The sequence below is a fragment of the Alteromonas sp. ISO5 genome (genome assembly GCF_058105165.1).
In genome coordinates, this window is record NZ_CM176572.1 from 2,711,084 (window position 1) to 2,729,076 (window position 17,993).

Annotated in this window: 11 protein-coding genes; 4 read left to right on the top strand and 7 right to left on the bottom strand. The window is 50.0% G+C overall.

The features are described 5' to 3' along the window. Positions 1-3,102, top strand: coding sequence for an efflux RND transporter permease subunit (locus AC2T0J_RS12185; protein WP_489806091.1), 3,102 nt, complete (start codon positions 1-3; stop codon positions 3,100-3,102). Between the two features lie 537 nt (positions 3,103-3,639). On the opposite strand, the gene AC2T0J_RS12190 is transcribed toward AC2T0J_RS12185, so the two are convergent. After that, entirely contained in the window at positions 3,640-5,202 is a 1,563-nt protein-coding gene (locus tag AC2T0J_RS12190) for a sodium:solute symporter family transporter (RefSeq protein ID WP_489806092.1), read from the bottom strand. A 179-nt stretch (positions 5,203-5,381) separates the two neighbouring features. On the opposite strand from AC2T0J_RS12190, the gene AC2T0J_RS12195 reads away from it, so the two are divergent. Further along, the gene (locus AC2T0J_RS12195; RefSeq protein ID WP_489806093.1) at positions 5,382-5,915 is read left to right on the top strand and encodes a DUF3750 domain-containing protein; all 534 of its coding nucleotides are present in this window, start codon (positions 5,382-5,384) and stop codon (positions 5,913-5,915) included. A gap of 31 nt (positions 5,916-5,946) precedes the next feature. After that, entirely contained in the window at positions 5,947-7,158 is a 1,212-nt protein-coding gene (tsgA, locus tag AC2T0J_RS12200) for an MFS transporter TsgA (RefSeq protein ID WP_489806094.1), read from the top strand. Positions 7,159-7,178: 20 nt separating this feature from the next. Here the strand turns inward: tsgA and AC2T0J_RS12205 are convergent, their stop codons facing one another. The 4 genes from AC2T0J_RS12205 to AC2T0J_RS12220 form a co-directional block, all read right to left on the bottom strand. Beyond that, the gene (locus AC2T0J_RS12205) at positions 7,179-7,919 is read right to left on the bottom strand and encodes a gluconate 2-dehydrogenase subunit 3 family protein (RefSeq protein WP_489806095.1); all 741 of its coding nucleotides are present in this window, start codon (positions 7,917-7,919) and stop codon (positions 7,179-7,181) included. A gap of 1 nt (position 7,920) precedes the next feature. Further along, the gene (locus AC2T0J_RS12210; protein ID WP_489806096.1) at positions 7,921-9,594 is read right to left on the bottom strand and encodes a GMC family oxidoreductase; all 1,674 of its coding nucleotides are present in this window, start codon (positions 9,592-9,594) and stop codon (positions 7,921-7,923) included. Further along, on the bottom strand, positions 9,594-10,289 hold the full coding sequence (locus tag AC2T0J_RS12215) for a 3-keto-disaccharide hydrolase (protein ID WP_489806097.1): 696 nt from the start codon (positions 10,287-10,289) through the stop codon (positions 9,594-9,596). Before AC2T0J_RS12215 ends, AC2T0J_RS12210 begins: the two co-directional genes overlap by 1 nt. Before the next feature lie 65 nt (positions 10,290-10,354). Beyond that, entirely contained in the window at positions 10,355-12,769 is a 2,415-nt protein-coding gene (locus tag AC2T0J_RS12220) for a S9 family peptidase (protein WP_489806098.1), read from the bottom strand. Positions 12,770-13,015: 246 nt separating this feature from the next. On the opposite strand from AC2T0J_RS12220, the gene AC2T0J_RS12225 reads away from it, so the two are divergent. After that, a complete protein-coding gene (locus AC2T0J_RS12225; RefSeq protein ID WP_489806099.1) occupies positions 13,016-13,840 on the top strand; it encodes a hypothetical protein in 825 nt (274 codons plus the stop codon). 58 nt (positions 13,841-13,898) lie between these two features. On the opposite strand, the gene rpoD is transcribed toward AC2T0J_RS12225, so the two are convergent. Continuing rightward, positions 13,899-15,737, bottom strand: a complete 1,839-nt coding sequence (rpoD, locus tag AC2T0J_RS12230; protein ID WP_489806100.1) for an RNA polymerase sigma factor RpoD — start codon at positions 15,735-15,737, stop codon at positions 13,899-13,901. A gap of 416 nt (positions 15,738-16,153) precedes the next feature. Continuing rightward, positions 16,154-17,944 (bottom strand): DNA primase, encoded by a 1,791-nt coding sequence (gene dnaG, locus AC2T0J_RS12235; RefSeq protein WP_489806101.1) that lies wholly within the window; start codon positions 17,942-17,944, stop codon positions 16,154-16,156. Positions 17,945-17,993: the final 49 nt, after the last annotated feature.

The window sequence follows — 17,993 nt, forward strand, 5'->3', positions numbered from 1 at the left end:
ATGTGGTTATCAGACGTATCGGTAAAACGCCCGGTTTTTGCCTCGGTAGTCAATTTGCTGTTGATTATTTTTGGTATCGTGTCTTTTTCTATGCTGTCACTGCGGGAGTATCCGGATATCGATCCGCCCATCGTCAGCATTAATACCAACTATCCAGGGGCCTCGGCCAACATTGTCGAAACCCGCATTACTCAATTGCTTGAAGATCGTATCAGCGGCATTGAAGGGATTAAAAATATTACTTCAACCAGCCGTAACGGGCGCTCTGATATCACCATCGAATTTGAATTGTCGCGGGATATCGATGCCGCATCAAATGATGTGCGGGAAAGGGTCAGCCGTGCCTTGAACAATTTGCCGGATCAGGCCGATCCGCCTGAAGTGTCCAAGTCCAATTCCGATGAACAACCCATAATGTGGTTTAACCTGCGCAGCACCAACCTTAACACCATGGAGCTGACCGATTACGCCGAGCGTTATCTGGTCGACCGTCTGTCGATTGTGAATGGCGTAGCACGAGTGCAAATTGGTGGCGGCAGGACCTATGCCATGAAAGTGTGGCTAGACAGAACTGCTATGGCTGCCAGAGATGTAACCGTGGCCGATGTTGAATCGGTGATCCGCTCTGAAAACGTGGAGTTGCCAGCAGGACAAGTAGAATCGCTAAATCGGGACTTTGAGGTACGGGTAGCCCGCAGCTTCCTGACCCCGGAGGATTTTGCCGCACTTACCGTAGCCATAGGTGCCGACGGCTACCTGGTGCGTTTAGGTGATATCGCCAAGGTTGAACTTACCGCGGTAGAGGATGAAACCGAGTTTCGCGGCGATGGCGTTAATATGATTGGTTTGGGGATCATTAAACAGTCGAAGGCTAACACGCTGGAAGTGGCGCGCTCCGCCCGCGAGCAAATTGCCCGCATTGAACAAAGCTTGCCGGACAATATTTTTATTGTGCCAAGCTACGACTCATCGGTGTTTATTGAACAGTCTATCTCCGAGGTTTATAACACTCTTGGCATTGCCATGTTGCTGGTGGTTGTGGTCATCTACCTGTTCTTAGGTAACGTGAGTGCCACACTGATCCCGGCGGTTACCGTGCCGGTTTCCCTGATTGCTGCGTTTATTGTAATGCTGGCGCTCGGGTTCTCTATTAACCTGCTGACCCTGCTTGCCATGGTGCTGGCAATTGGTCTGGTGGTGGATGACGCCATCGTGGTACTGGAAAACATTCACCGGCGCATCGAAATGGGCGAACCAGCCATTCTGGCGGCATACCGCGGCACCCGTGAAGTGGGATTTGCGGTTATTGCTACAACGCTGGTACTGATATCGGTGTTTGTGCCACTGGTTTTCCTGGAAGGGAATGTGGGCCGCTTGTTTACCGAGTTTGCCCTGGCTATTGCTGCTGCGGTAGCGTTTTCCAGCGTTACTGCACTGACGCTTTCGCCCATGCTGGGCTCCATTCTACTGAAGAAAAGTGAGCGCTCCGGGTTTGGCAACTGGCTGGATAACAGCTTCAGAAAACTTGAGGGTAGCTACTTTAACAGCCTGGGTAAAACCATACACCAGCCGATAATGATGATGTTGCTGCTGGCGGTGGCTGTGGTGCTGATTTACCAGTTTCAGCAACGTATTCCTGCCGAGTTTACCCCTAAGGAAGATCGCAGTAATTTCTTTATTATCATGCAGTCTCAGGAAGGCGCGAGCTTTGAAAGTAACTCCCGCAACCTGAAACAAATCGAAGATATTGTCATGGAATACCGTGAGGCCGGTGAGCTCGACCGTGTGCTGGTGCGCGCGCCAGGCTGGGGTGGTCGCGCGGGTATTGTGGTGGTGGGGGTTGTTCCCTGGGATGAACGGGATCGTAGCTCTTTTGAAATCATGGACGAAATCAGCGAACGGCTGAATGTCATCCCCGATGTACGCGCGTTTGCCATAATGCGGGCTGGCATTGGTGGGGGCGGGTTTAACCGCCCGGTACAATTTGTATTACAGGGTGATACTTACGAAAATCTTGCCGAGTGGCGCGATATTCTTATCGAAAAAGCTTCAGAAAATCCAAGACTTGTGCGAATCGACTCGGATTACAAGTCGACCTCGCCACAGTTACTGATAGAAATAGACCGCGATCGCGCGGCCGATCTGGGCGTGTCCATCAGCGATGTGGGCCGCACTCTTGAAACCATGCTGGGCCAGCGCCGGGTCTCCACCTTCCTTGACCGTGGCGAAGAATACGATGTGATCATGGAAGGGGTGGAATCTGAATTCAGGAGCCCCAACAGTATTGAAAACCTCTATGTTCGTTCTGGTTACACCGGCAAGCTTATCCCACTGGATAACCTGCTTTCCTTCAAAGAGCAGGCGACCTCGGCACAGCTTAACCGTTATAACCGTATGCGCTCGGTCACCATATCGGCGAATCTGGCTGGCGATTATTCGTTAGGCGAAGCGCTGGCTTATCTGGAAAATATTGTTGAGACAGAACTACCTGATTCCGTCTCTATTGATTACAAAGGTGAATCCCAGTTGTATCAGGAGTCAGGCAATTCTTTTGTGTTTGTCTTCTTACTGGCATTGTCGATTACCTATCTTATCCTGGCCGCCCAGTTTGAAAGCTGGGTGCATCCACTGGTGATCATGATGACCGTGCCGCTGGCCCTGCTAGGGGCATTTATCGGGCTGTATTTCGCTGGCATGACGCTCAATATCTATAGTCAGATTGGTTTGGTTATGCTTATTGGTTTGGCGGCCAAGAACGGTATTCTTATTGTCGAGTTCGCCAACCAGTTACGTGATGCCGGTGAGGAGTTTGAGCAGGCTTTACGTAAGGCGTCAGCGATGCGCTTGCGGCCCATTGTGATGACCGGGTTTACCACCGTATTCAGCAGTATACCGCTGGTTATAGCCAGCGGTGCCGGGGCGGAAAGCCGCATGGCCATAGGTATGGTGATCTTTGCCGGGGTTCTGGTCTCAGCCTTTTTGACGTTGTACATAGTGCCTACCGCTTATTACTGGATGGCGCGTCATACCGGATCACCGCTTAAGCGTACTCACAAGCTGGAAGAGTTGGATGAAGACATTCCGTATGTAAAAGGGGAGTGATACGGCAAATTGTCGTATCCGCATTTTGTCGGGTCGTCCGCCGACAGTGACCAGGGGTGCAGTGAGACCACCTCTGGACCCCACTCAGTTCTACATTGCGAAAAGCCTATTGAGAAACAAAAAGGGTAAACTTAACGATGCAGAGCGGGCGGCCAGCCCGCGCTGCCCTGGCTCGTCGTCCGTGATGGGCCTGCGGATTATCGGAAACGTTTTGTTTCTCAATCGTTCGCAATAACCGAACGGGTAAAAAAGCAGTTGTATCAAACCGATAAGAAGTCCCCAAAATTCAGTCATACCCGCCGCCGAGCCGGTATCTCTCAAACCGGCTGTCGCACTACGCCCCTTAGTGCAGTCGGCACCCCGACAGTATGTAGAGATTACCGAAGATGTTGATATCAATCTTTTTGACTGAACAAACCTTTTCAAGAGCTACCGGATAGCTGCCGAGGCAGCTTCCGGCATGACAGTTTCTTTTTCGTCGTACCTGCTCGTGGGCCGATGAATGACATTTCTTTTGATGATGCAAACTCTCTATCATCAGGCCAGCCAGTCGGATAAATTGATACAGATGAATAATAGTATTGCGCTCCAACCTGCCAACACCACTATCATCCGGGGATTTAAACCGGCATAACTGGCCTGCGGTGTGGCTTTATTACTGGTGGGGATTAAGCGGTTCGCCAGATGACCGCTGACAACCGTGACGGCAAACCCAATCGCATTCCACCAGAACCAGAAAATGGGGTTATCGCTGAGCCACAAAAAGGTATTACTGAAGACGCCGAGTAATAAACCAACGTTGGCCGCTTTGGCGGTAATGGTTTTACTGTGGATCCCGAGTAAAAAGGTAGCCAGTACCGGGCCGTAAAATACGGATCCGATTTTATTAATGGCCTCAATGATGGTGGGCGCAATGTCACCGGCAAACAAGCTTAACACCAGTGTTACCAGCCCCCAGCCGATGCCGGCAGTGCGAGCGAAGTGCATGTATTCATCATCACTGGGTTCGTGGCCTTTGTAGCGGCAGAAATCTTCGGTAGTAACCGCTGCCAGGCTATTAATGGCTGAACTTAAAGACGACATTGCAGCCGCCATAATGGCCACTACCAGCAAGCCAATAACGCCTTCAGGCAGATAGTTAATAATGAAAACCGGCATCATCCAGTCGGGTTGCTCAGGCGGGATCTGTGCTGCCAGTGACGGCGTATTCAGCACCAGTGCGCCTATCACTAAACCTGTAGTGCAGTAAATGACCGTGATGGGAAAACGGCTGAGCGCAACGGTATACATCACCTTACGAAGGTCCTTTACGCTATGAGCGGAAAGCGAGCGTTGGGCCTCTGACTGGTCACAGCCATAATAAGAAGCGTACAGCACAATCCCGCCAAAGAGCATGGGGAGGAGCCCGAAATCGTTTCCGCTCAGGCCCAGTGAGTCGACGTTTACTGCTTTCATACGATCACTGTCGATAAGCGTCAGGGCGGCATCCACACCACCAATCACATCCAGTGCAACAAACAAACAGGTAAGAGCGCCAGCCAGAATAATCATCATCTGTATCGCATCGCCGAATACCACCGCTTTCATGCCGCCCATGGCAGAATAAATCAGCGTTATTACCCCAATCAACACAATACTGTGCCATTGCTCCAGCCCCATTGTGCCCTGCAAAATGAGTGAGATAGCGTAAATCATAATGGCAGTGGCAAAGGAACGGCTGAGCTGAAACACAAAACTGATAAGCAAACGGGTTGAGCGTTCAAAACGGCGTTCGAGGAAATCGTACACACTCACCACGCCGCTTTGGTGCAATGTGGGTAGTAAGCGCCATAACATGAGTAACACTGCAATGGGCAAAGCCAGTTCGTAGGACAACCAGATAAGACCACCGCCTTCTCTTAATCCGACAAATGCCGGGGCAGAGATAAAACTGATGGCAGAGAGCTGCGTGGCCATAACCGATAGTGATAACGCCGGCCAGGGAATCGTCCGGCCGCCCAGGAAATACTCCCGGCTGTTATGCTGATGGCGAAAAGCCAGTCCCATAGCGAGTAAACCAACAAGATAAATAGCAATGATTGTGTAATCAATCCAGCCCAAAGCGTGCTCCCTGATTTGCTGTTTGTTAAACCAGTATGCTGATTTACCAGTACAAATTCCAGTTGTGCTGATTAAAGTTTATCCTGAGCAGACGGTGTTTGGTCGGCACTGGCTTGCATAACCTTATGGCGGCTGATTAGATAGCTAGCGAATTATTGTAACCACTAAAGGTATAAAGAATGGGCAGGCAACTGGCCGCTGTTTTATTGATACTGTTTGCCACGACTTCCTGTAGCAACAGTGACTGGCGCACCGCCAGCCGGGAGCCTGCGGGTATCGCCCCATCGCCTGAATTGGTTCAGGATGCGGTGATCGAAGTTTATGCTGCCGATGCCTTTAGCTGGCGTGGCTGGTTTGCCGTGCATACCTGGCTGGCATTTAAAGAGCAGGGCGCCAAAGAATACCAGGTATATGAAGTGGTTGGCTGGCGCGTTAGAAGTGGCCTTCCGGCACTGCGCAACTTTAAAACCACCAGTCCGGACCGTTACTGGTATGGGGCAAAACCAGAAAAGGTGTTGTCGATTCAGGGCGACAAAGCGCGCCGCCTGATCCCAGATATTGTTGCGGCTATCGACAGATATCCCTGGGCTAACGAATACACTGTCTTTCCAGGTCCTAATAGTAATACTTTTCCTGCCTGGATAGGGTTGCAGGTGCCCGAGTTGGAGCTGGATATGCCCTTTAATGCCATCGGTGCCGGCTATGCTGACTAACTTTCCCGATCAACAACAGGATAACGCTTAATTGAGCAGCCAGATTCGGTTAACCCTGATAGCGTTTATTAGCTATATGATCATGTCTGGACTGTTAACGCAGGCCGGGGTAATTCTCAACGCTATCGCGGCGCAGCTGGGCATGTCGGCAGCCCAAACGGTGAGTATTTTTTCCTGGTTAACCGGCGGAGCCCTTATTGGTACGCTTTTTTCTATGTATTTGTATACCCGGTTTAGTGTGCGTCGGTTGCTGATAACCACATATTCTGTGTTGTTGCTACTGGGTATGGCGTTACCGTTATTCACCACGGTTGGCTACTCTGCACTGGCTGCCGTATTTATGGGTTTAGGCGTTTGTTGTGGTTGTGGCTTATCCGGTGGCGCAGTCATTATCTCCCGAATCTACCGGGCACAGCGCAGGGCATCGGCCTTTATCGCCACAGACTGTGCGTTTAGTGCCGCCGGATTTATTTTTCCCACACTGGCAGGCTGGTTGCTGCTAAAAGAGATAGACTGGACGCTGAGTTATCTGGCGGTTGCCTCACTGGCTGTTGTCATATTGTTTCTGGCGGTAACCACGACTTTTCCTGACGGACATCAGGCGACAGATGCAGCGAATGCCGGACAGCCTGAGCGAGAACCAGCGCTGGTGCAGTTAAAACGCATTCTTACCCCTCGGGTGCTGTGTTTCGCGGTGGGCGTTTGCCTTTATTTGATTGCGCAAACGACTTTTTTAACCTGGGCGCCGAATTATCTGATGGCCTACTTTGAGGCAAAGCCAGAAGTTGCCGGCCAGGTAGTCGGCAATTACTGGGGATTTTCCATTTTTGGCTTGCTCACGTCGGTGGTGCTGGTAAACCTTATTCCAACCCGGCTTATGTTGTTGGTGGTCTCGGCTATAGCCATTGCCTGTACTTCTGCATTTTTGCTTATTGAGTCTGTGGGCGTATTTCTGAGTCTTGGTCTGGCTTTTGGGTTACTGACCACCTGTATTTATAAAATTGCGATTTCGGTTGGCACCCAGCAGATTGCTGATTCACCACCGATGCTGGTAACACTGATGTTATTCAGCGGCAGTATTGGCAGCACGCTGGCACCGGTTATTTCTGGTATGGTAGTCGATAGCAGCAACGAAAAAGGGGCGCTGATGCTTTCATTAGCTGGTTTCATTACCATGCTGTTGTTGTTTATCACTGCAATGCTATTGGAGCGCCGGGCGAAATGCCAGACGCTCCCTGCATAGCGCACGAGTTGAAGTCGTGCTTATTGCTGATAGGCGTACTCACTTAAGCCTAGTTCATCGAGAATGTCGACGAGGTGGGCTTTAGCTTCTGGTGTTGGGCCCGGGTAATCGCCGCTGATAGCCACATTCCCCTGATATCCAATCTCGCGGCTGCCTGCTTCAGAGCAAAAGTACGCGGCAAGTACCAGTGAGCGCAAACGGTCGAATACCGCTGCCGGTTGTTGCAGGCGCTGTTCAATATTGTCTCTGTCGTAGGCAATGTCATCGAGCAGGGCAAATTGCCGGGTGCTGTTAAGCGCCAGAAACGGCTGGCCAAAACGTCGTACCGACTCTTCATCAAGCCAGATCAGCAAGCGCAGGATACTGTCCCGATCGCGCTGTTGTTGAGCGTAAGGTGCACTGATCCACTCATCAATAACATCCGCTGCACCTATTTGTAACGCGCCCGGCTGATCGTTGCTCGCTGGCACCAGAATATCCGTCAACCGTGAGACCAGGGCAATCTGCTCCTGAGTCAGGGTTTTTGGCCACGGCGAGGACGGTGGCATAATTAAATTGGGATCCTGCCCGTAACCGGCCACTTTAATCGGTTCGATGTGCAGCGTTGGCCAGTCGGAGGTAATGCCACTGACTTTGCTTTCGCTGGTGGCACATCCGCTAAGCGCAGGTACGGCGGCACTGGCCAGCATCATGCCAAAAAGCTTTAACGACTGACGACGGGTTAACCCGTGAGAAAGATTGTTTGGGTTACAATTTGCCATATTACAAAGCTCCTTGTTGGATCTGGCCTGCCAGCCAGTTAGCGTTTCGCATGGCCAGCGTCATAATAGTGAGCGTGCAGTTTTTATGCGGGTTGGAAGCAAATACACCGCCGTCCATGACAAACAGGTTAGGGCAGTCCCAGGTTTGCCCCCATTGATTGGTTACCGAATCTGTCGGTGAGCTGCCCATTCTGGCAGTGCCCACCTCATGGATAATCTGGCCACCTTTGGCGATAGCTTGCTCTGGTGGTGGCAATTCACCCACAGTTGCGCCCATGGTTTCCAGCAGCGTTTTAGCGGTTTGCAGGCCGTGAGCGACCTGATTAAGCTCGTGTTCGGACCATTGCCAGTGAAAACGGGCAACCGGAATGTCCCATTTGTCGGTGACAGCTGGGTCAATATCCATGTAGCAGTTATCATTAGGTAGCATTTCGCCACGCAGGGCGAAGTATACACTGGCGCCGTAATTGGCCTTGGCTTCGTCTTTTAACGTCTCGCCATACCCCGAAAAATCGCCCGACACCCAGGCGCCGGGCTCTCTGAAACCGATACCCAGCTCAAAGTGATAACCACGGGGAAAGTTCAGTTTATGTTGTTCTTTGTGGCCCCACCACGGAATAAACAAGTGGTTAGCGGTATGGCCATCTTCGTTGTAGCGCGGGCGGTTTTTTAACGCTGGAATGGTGGCTCCCAGTCCGGCGCCGGTAGAGTCCATCAGATTACGGCCCAACTGACCGCTTGAATTGGCCAGGCCATTGGGATGACCGGGCGATGCCGAGTTCAGCATAATTCTGGCAGACTCACAGGCGCTGGCGGCCAGAATAACCACTGCCGAGTTCAGGAGAACCTTTTTACTGCTGGCTTTATCAATGTAAGTGAGTCCGGTGACCTCGCCTTTGTCGTTGGTATTTACCTGTTTGACCATAGCACCGGTGATCAGCTTGAAATGCCCGGTTTTACGGGCCATGGGAATCAACGATGTGGTAGTTTGAAACGCCGCGCCTATTGAGCAGCCATGGCCACAGGGCGTGGCATAGAAACAGGCTGCACGGTCGTCTTTAGGCCGGGTAAGTACCGCACGGTGCATGGGAACGGCGGTAATGCCATGCTTTTTCGCGGCCGCGGCCACCAGTAATTCCGGGATCCGTGGCGTGGGCGGCGGCTGCAACACGCCCGGCGCAGAATCGGGCATGTCGTCGAGCCCGGTATTGGTGCCACAAACCCCTACCAGGCTTTCGGTTTTATCGTACCAGGGAGCAATGTCTGCATACTCAAAGGGCCAGTCTGCACCCAGGCCGTCGCGGCTTTTGCCTTTAAAGTCATGCTCGCTGAAGCGCAGGGAATAGCGGCCCCAGTGATTTGTGCGGCCGCCAAGCATGCGAGCCCGCCACCATAAAAAATCGGAGTCATCATCGGTGGTATAGGGCTCATCGGGTACCGACCAGCCACCATCCACGGTTGCATCATAGTAGCCAAAGTTTTTATCGGTCGTGGAAGCCCCCATTAATGGCGCGTCGGCATTGCGCTTAAACATGGGAGTTTCGGTTTTAGGGTCATAATCACGGCCGGCTTCGAGCATTAGTACGTTAATGCCTGCTTTGGTCAATTCATAGGCGGCCATAGCACCGCCTGCGCCTGAGCCAACGATAACCACCTGATGAGCGAATTCTGCCATTAGCGTAACTCCCGTATTTTTATATTTTTAAACCACACTTTGTCACCGTGATCCTGGAGCCCGATATGGCCTTTGGTTTGTTCACCAAAACCGTCCCACTTGGCAAATTTACTGGCTGCGACAAGTTTGTTCCAGGTCGACGAATGCATCACGATGTGGACGGTCATCACGCCGTTTTGCCAGACTTCCAGCACATCATTGTGCAGCTTAATGCGCAGGTTATTCCATTCTCCGGCGTTTTTATAAGCCGCAGGCGGTGCAACCACCATATCGTACAGCGAACCTGAACGGTGCGAGTCGAGCTTACTGTCGGGATGTTTTTCGTTGTCGATGATTTGGATTTCAGGTGCATGGAAGAAAATGTACTGTTCACTCTCATCAGCCAGAAAGAAAACACCGCTATTACCGGCCTCGGAAATCTTCCAGTCCAGGCTCAACTCGAATTCGGCATACTGTTTTTCTGAAATCAGGTCGCCACTGCCCTCTTTGGTGAGGGTGATGGTACCGTTAATGACCTGCCAATTGTTGCCGGCTTCATCCTGCTGATAGTTCCGCCAGCCTTTAAGTGATTTACCGTCGAACAAACTTTCCCAACCCTGTTGCTGTTCTATGGCTGAAACTGTGTTATCGCCGGCGAAGACCGTATTGGAAACGCTTACAAGTAATCCGGCGAATAGAGTAATGAGTGCTTTCATCGTTGTTTTCCTGTAGCAATATGCTGCTGAGCACACAGACCCACCGGGCCTGTGTAATGCAGGGGTTACTTAGCTTTTACGTGTTGTTCCAGCCACTGATCCTGTTCCCATAGCATGTGCAGGATACTTTCTTTGGCGCGATAGCCGTGGGATTCTTTAGGCAGCATCACCAGTCTTGCCGTGGCACCAAGCCCCTTGAGCGCATTAAAATAGCGCTCACTTTGCATGGGGTAGGTACCACTGTTGTTATCGGCCTCGCCATGAATAAGCAGTAACGGGGTTTTCATTTTGTCGGCATGCATAAATGGCGACATGGCGTAATACACCTCAGGGGCTTCCCAGTAGGAACGCTCTTCAGACTGGAAGCCAAATGGGGTGAGGGTACGGTTGTATGCACCGCTGCGTGCTATGCCGGCAGCAAATAAATCAGAATGAGAGAGCAGATTAGCGACCATAAAGGCACCATAGCTGTGACCACCCACTGCCACGCGCTGTCTGTCGATAAGGCCGCGGGCATCTACGGCATCAATGGCAGCCTTTGCGTTGGCCACTAATTGGCTGCGGAAGCTGTCATTGGGCTCTTCGTCACCTTCGCCTACAATGGGAAAGGCCGCACCATCGAGTACTACATAGCCTTTGTTTACCCAGTAAATGGGCGATCCCCAGAATGGATAAGTAAACTCATTAGGGTTACTGGTATTCTGTGAGGCGCTGTTTTGATCTTTATACTCTCGCGGGTAAGCCCACAGGAGCATCGGATATTGCTTACCTTCCTGGTAGCCAACCGGTAAATAAAGCGTGCCGGAAAGTTCCAGCCCGTCGTCACGCTTATAAGTGATGACTTCTTTTTTAACGCTCTGAATGGCCTTAAACGGATTTTCAAAGTCAGTCAGCTGCGTGAGTGTTTGGTCGGTCAGGTATCTGAAATAGCGGTTAGGGTATTCACTTTTCGACTCAATACTCACGGTGAGTTTTTGCTCATCTACCTTGTAATCGTAAAGCTCTTCCAGTTTGTCGGTATAGGCTGACTGGTATAGTCGGTTCTTTTCCAGTGTTTGCAGATTAAGACTGTCGAGGAAAGGGAATTGTCCTTTGTCAGAATAGCCATCGCCGAGTAAAAAGACCTTAGCGCCATCCATTGCCAGCACGCTTTGGCCAAACTCATTTCGCTCAGTTACAAAGGCGCCCGGATCGCTGTACGCATCCTGGTAATTGCGATCGAAAATAACCGTCGGCGCAACACTGCTATCGCCTGGGTTAAACGCATAGGCTTTGGTATTACGGGTATTCCACCAGTAATCCTGGGCGATAGCATGGCTGTCGTTACCCCACATGACGCGTGAAAAACGATGATGGGTTTTAAGTAGTAGCGACGGGTTGCCATCAAACGGCGGTTCTAACGAGTACACGGCATCGCGATATTCAACCTCGATAGCCGGATCGCCTTTATCCTGCGCTTCGGCAAAGACCAGCGTAGCCGGCTTATCATCGCGCCACTGGACAGAGCGACGACCTTCACGGGTCGCCATAAAGCCCTTGGGCAAATCCTCAATCAGCGGAACCGAGACGATGTCATTAACGAATTTGCCCTGTTGGGTATACACACTGGTGACCGATGGAAAACGGTTGTATTGCACCAGATAGCTGAACGGCTTCTTGTAGCGGGTAACCAGTACATACTGGCCGTTGGGGGAGACATTAATATTGCCGTACATTGCGGGCGCCAGCCAGTTGGAGGTGTTGCCGTTAAGGTCTACTTTTACCAGCGTGGAGCGGGTTAACTGCTCAAAGTTAAATTCGTCATTTTTGTTTTTCAGCAGGTCCTGATAGGTGCGGTTCTGGGCTTTTTTACCGTCACTTATCGATACTGTGGGGCCGGTCGGAGTAGCAGATTCGGTATTAATCAGCGGCTGGCGATCCTCAGGAACCACTTTTACCAGCAATGCCGAGCCGTCGGCAAACCAGTTAATTACATCACGCATGTTGGCGTTGAGGGTAGCTTTGGTCAGACGTTTCGCTTTAGCCGTTTTTAAATCCACAACCCACAGCTCTATGCCATTCGGGGTTTTATGGGTCATGGCCATTTTCTGTTGATCTGGCGACCAGGCAAAATTGGATAAGCGTGGGCTATCGGGTAATCCGGCTATTTCTACCGTTTGCTGGCTGTTGATCCGCTGAATTTTAAGGTCGTTATAGAAGGTATCACGACTGCCGATATTGGCTTTGGGATCAATACGTAACCCGCCCAGTCGCAGCTCCTCCTCGGATAACTCGGCGATAGTTTTATACGTATCGCGGTATAACATCAACGCAGTATCCTGACTATCATTCATCAGAAAATAGGGCGCGCGCTTGACATCGACGAGCTGGAGAATTTCCTCTGCCGGTTTTTGATATTCGGTGGCAGCCGGGACGGTGGGAGAGAGGATAACTGCAAAACAGAGTGCAGCAGCTCTCAGGTGTAACCTGTGAAATGGCATGTGATTCCCTTTTCGTTATTAGTTCTTCGTATCTGTCGTTATTCTTCGCGGTAAAGTGACTTTAACCACTGTGTATCTTAGCCTGATTTATTTATACAGGCGAATAGGCCAAGGCTGAATAACATTTACATACGGTTAACTTCTCCTTCGACGCAGACATACAAGTGACTTGGTGTTGAAATTATATACAACGATGATTATATTTTAGGGTGTTTTACGTTGAAAATTATTCAAGGACGAATATCCATGAGACGTCATCTTACCCGCAGGCTTGTCTTTATTTTGCTGGCCACTATAGCCGTAGTTAAAGTGGTTTATGCAGGCGATGAACCCATAACCCTAAAGTTTGAAACCAACCCTTATGGCCTGATATTTACAAATGTTGAGGCTAACGGTGAGCCATTGTTAGCGATGATTGATATTGGCGATCAGCAAAGGCTGCAAATCGCTGCGACAACTGCTGAAGGGTTGGCTATTCCACTTGAAAAAACAGGCTTTAGAGCCGGTGACATCAATGGCAATCAATGGGATGTATACCGCGGCACGTTAAACACATTTAAGCTGGGGAAGCAGATATTTTCTGACGTCAGTTTTACTAGTTCCCGTGGCGATATCGAAGGTGTGGCAGAGCAAATTTCTACAGACTTTGAGGCTGTTATAGGCTGGGGCTTTCTTCGAAATTATATCGTAGAGTTTGACTATACGAACAAGCGCATCCGCCTATACGAACAGCAACCGCAAGCATTCCAATCCACCATGACAGTGGCCTATGAAGACCAGTACGGCCCGCTTATTTTCGATGTGTTGCTGGCGGGAAAAATACAGCGCGTTATGCTTGATACCGGTGCCAGCGTATCGGTATTCGATCCGCAGTGGGTTGAATTCAGCAAAGACAACGAAGTGAGTTTTACCCTTGGCGGTGAGGCAATTACGCTGACCGGCTACGAGCAGAATTTGGCGATGCTGGCCGATCTTAAGGTAGTTGGTATCCTGGGCAGTGATTTACTGCATCTTTATAAGGTTATCATCAACCCGTTTAGTCACCAGGTGCACTTTGTCAAATACGGTTAGGCACACAAAAAAGCCAGTCGCGAGGACTGGCTTTTGCTAGCTATCATTACGAAACGGTTTATTCGTCCAGGAAGCTGCGTAGCTGTTCAGAGCGGCTTGGGTGGCGTAGTTTACGCAGTGCCTTCGCTTCAATCTGACGGATACGCTCACGGGTAACATCGAACTGTTTACCCACTTCTTCCAGCGTGTGGTCGGTATTCATATCGATACCAAAACGCATACGCAGTACTTTGGCTTCACGGGCAGTCAGACCAGCCAGCACTTCCTGGGTAGCGTCTTTCAGGCTGCCGCCAGTCGCTGAATCGAGAGGCTGAATAATGGTGCTGTCCTCGATAAAGTCACCCAGATGCGAATCTTCGTCATCACCGATGGGGGTTTCCATCGAGATAGGCTCCTTCGCAATCTTCAGTACCTTACGGATTTTATCTTCTGGCATCAGCATGCGTTCAGACAGTTCTTCTGGCGTAGGTTCACGGCCCATTTCCTGCAGCATCTGACGAGAGATACGATTCAGCTTATTAATAGTTTCAATCATGTGAACCGGGATACGGATAGTACGCGCCTGGTCGGCGATTGAACGGGTAATAGCCTGACGGATCCACCAGGTTGCATAGGTTGAGAATTTGTAACCGCGACGGTATTCAAACTTATCCACTGCCTTCATCAGACCAATGTTACCTTCCTGAATAAGGTCGAGGAACTGCAGACCACGATTGGTGTATTTCTTAGCGATTGAAATAACCAGACGCAAGTTTGCTTCAACCATTTCTTTCTTGGCACGACGGGCTTTTGCCTCACCAATCGACATGCGGCGGTTGATATCTTTTATGTCGGCAATCACCAAACCGGTTTCTTGTTCAACCTGAGAAATCTTGCTAACACTACGCTCGATTTCTTCTTTATAAGACTGTAACACCTGGGCATAAGGTGCATTGCCAGCGAGGATCGTTTCCAGCCATGCTGTAGACGTTTCATTACCCGCAAAAGCTTTGATGAAATCTTTCTTCGGCATCTTTGCGTGCATGACGCAGTACTTCATTACCAGACGTTCCTGGATCCGCACCCGATCCATCATCTCGCGCATATTGCGAACCAGACGATCGAACTGTTTTGGTACCAGGCGGAATTCTTTAAAGATATCGCTCAGGGCATTAATTTCTTTGCGCGAATCGGCATGACTACGACCTTTCGTTTCGATGACATCGCGAGCAACCTGATACTGAGCGCGTAATTCTGCAAACTTCAGACGCGCTTCTTCCGGATCAATACCGGTATCGTCTTCGTCATCATCGTCATCGTCGTCATCATCGTCATCATCTTCGTCGTCCAGTTCTTCCTGTGAAAGTTCCGAACCAACATGTGTGGCGGTGGGGGCGAGATCTTCTTCATTATTCGGGTCAACAAAACCAGAAATAATATCGCTTAAGCGAATTTCTTCTGCTTCGTAGAGATCCCATTGATCGAGCAGATAGGTAATTGCTTCAGGATATTCTGCAACAGAACACTGAACCTGATTAATACCGTCTTCGATACGTTTGGCGATTTCAATTTCGCCTTCACGGGTAAGGAGTTCAACGGTCCCCATTTCACGCATGTACATGCGGACTGGGTCAGTAGTACGACCAATTTCGCTTTCAACAGTTGCCAGCGCTTGTGCTGCCGCTTCTGCAACTTCTTCGTCAGTGGTGGTTTCCTGCATTAACAGTTCATCGGAATCCGGGGCTGATTCTGCTACCTGGATACCCATGTCATTGATCATGCGGATGATATCTTCTATCTGATCCGAATCGACAATGTCTTGAGGCAGATGGTCGTTGACTTCAGAAAACGTCAAATAACCTTGTTCTTTACCTTTCGCAATCAGGAGTTTAATCTGAGACTGCTTGCTTTGCGCCATATACCCTACACTTTTCAAAAATTAACCATTGCAATATGACCCGCCTGGATGTAAATCTATGACGGACCGAGGTACTAACGTTACAACTTACCTACGGTATACTGCTTTTGCTGGTTTACGTTTAATTGCCTGCCCATTGCGACGACGGCAGCGAATTACACAGTATAACAGAAACACGGTTATTTTGACTACTATGCGGGCTACTTTTACCGCATCTAATTTGCCGATAAGCCTTTCAAATCTTGCCTGTTCTGCTTCAATTGTGGTGTTAATTCGCCGTTTATTTTGTTTGCTGGTCGCAAACCCTTTGCTTGCGACTGATGCCGAAGTCGGTTCCGGAATCGTTGTTGCTAAGGTTTAAAGCCTTCATTGCAACTTTCAATACTTGTTACTAATGCTTATGTTGCTGCGATGATTTAACTGCTTTGCCGTTCCCGCATGAGCATGTTTAATTCCTGTTTTTCGTCGCTGCTAAGCGCCTGAATTCTTGATTTTGACAACAATTGGTCAATGCGGCTATCGAAATGCCAGTCTAACAGGCGGGCAAAACAGTCCCGAAAAACTCTTTGTGCATCGGCCTCATCAATAAAGTGCTCCTGCACAAGCAACCGACCCAGACTCTTTGAATAGGGGTGCTCGCGGAAGTTTTCAACCACTTGTGCGGTTTTTGCCTGCGGATGTGTGGCACAAAAACTGAACACGTCCTGTAAAACATTCAAGCCAGCAATCCCTGAACCGTTGAGAAATTCAGGTTGCACGGAATCGGCACACTCTGATGCCAGCGACGGATGCTCCAGCATCAATCTAATCATTACACTAATCGGCGACAGGCGGGTTTTATTGACATTGCTACTGGCATTTTTTTGCTGTCTGGGTGGTGCCAAGCCTGGGCTGGCATTGGCTGCGCGAATATCCCGATCAAGTTTAAAACGATCGTACTCACCCACGTGTTTGCTGAGTTCTTCACTGAGCATCAGCTTTTGCTGTTCGCCTGCTACCTGATCTATCAGTGGCTGAGCAGCTGACTTCAAGGCAATTTTGCCTTCCGGTGTGCCAACGGAATGTTGTTTGAGTAACGCATCAAAGAAAAATGTCGACAGCGGGGTTGCTTTGGCGACCATTTCCTCAAAGGCCTCCTGACCAATCTGACGCACCATGGTATCGGGGTCTTCGCCATCCGGCAAAAACAGGAATTTTAACTGTACGCCATCTTTCAGGGCTGGCAGGGCATTTTCCACTGCGCGCCAGGCCGCGTCTCTACCAGCCCGGTCACCATCGTAACAACACACAATTTCCTGAGTGCCACGCATTAGCATGGTCATATGGTCCTGCGTTGTCGCGGTGCCAAGCGCAGCAGTCGCGTACTGGATACCATACTGACTTAGCGCCACAACATCCATGTAACCTTCAACCACCATGATGCGTTGTAAGTTACGTTGCTGGCGGGTCTGGTAGTAGCCAAACAGCTCGTAGCCTTTGTGAAAGATACGGGTTTCCGGTGAGTTCAGGTATTTCGGGCCATTGCCTTCCATAATCCGGCCGCCAAAACCACACACCCTGCCTCGCTTATCTCGAATGGGAAACATGATCCGGTCGCGAAAGAAGTCATACTGCTTGCCGCTGTCGTTTTGGTTTACCAGTTTAAGGTCGAGCAATTGTTTCCTTAACGAGCTGTCGGTGCCAAAGGTTTTTAGTACCGCATCCCAGTCGGGCGGCGCGTAGCCAATTTCCCATTGTTTAACAATTTCCCCTGACAAACCGCGCTGTTTAAGATAATCCACCGCTTTACTGCCCTGGGCATGGTGTTTAAGCTGGTGCTGAAAAAAGCGTGTAACCTTTTCCATTAACTGGAAATCAGACTCATTTTGCTGCTTGTTTTTATCACTGGTAAAACGACCTGAACCTTGCTCTCTTGGCACTTCGAGGCCGTGCATTTTAGCCAGTTCTTCTATGGCCTCAACAAATTCCAGTCGATCGTAATCCATCAAAAACGAAATGGCATTACCGTGTTCACCACAACCAAAACAGTGATAAAACTGTTTATCCTGGCTGACGGTAAAGGAGGGCGTTTTTTCGTCGTGAAACGGACAGCAGGCTGAATAGTTTTTTCCCGCTTTTTTGAGCCTGACCCGGCTATCAATAATTTCAACGATGTCGGTACGGGCCAACAGATCGTCGATAAATTCGCGAGGGATTTTACCTGCCATAGATTGTACTACGCTGCCATGAAGTATTGGATTGCGGATACTTTATCAG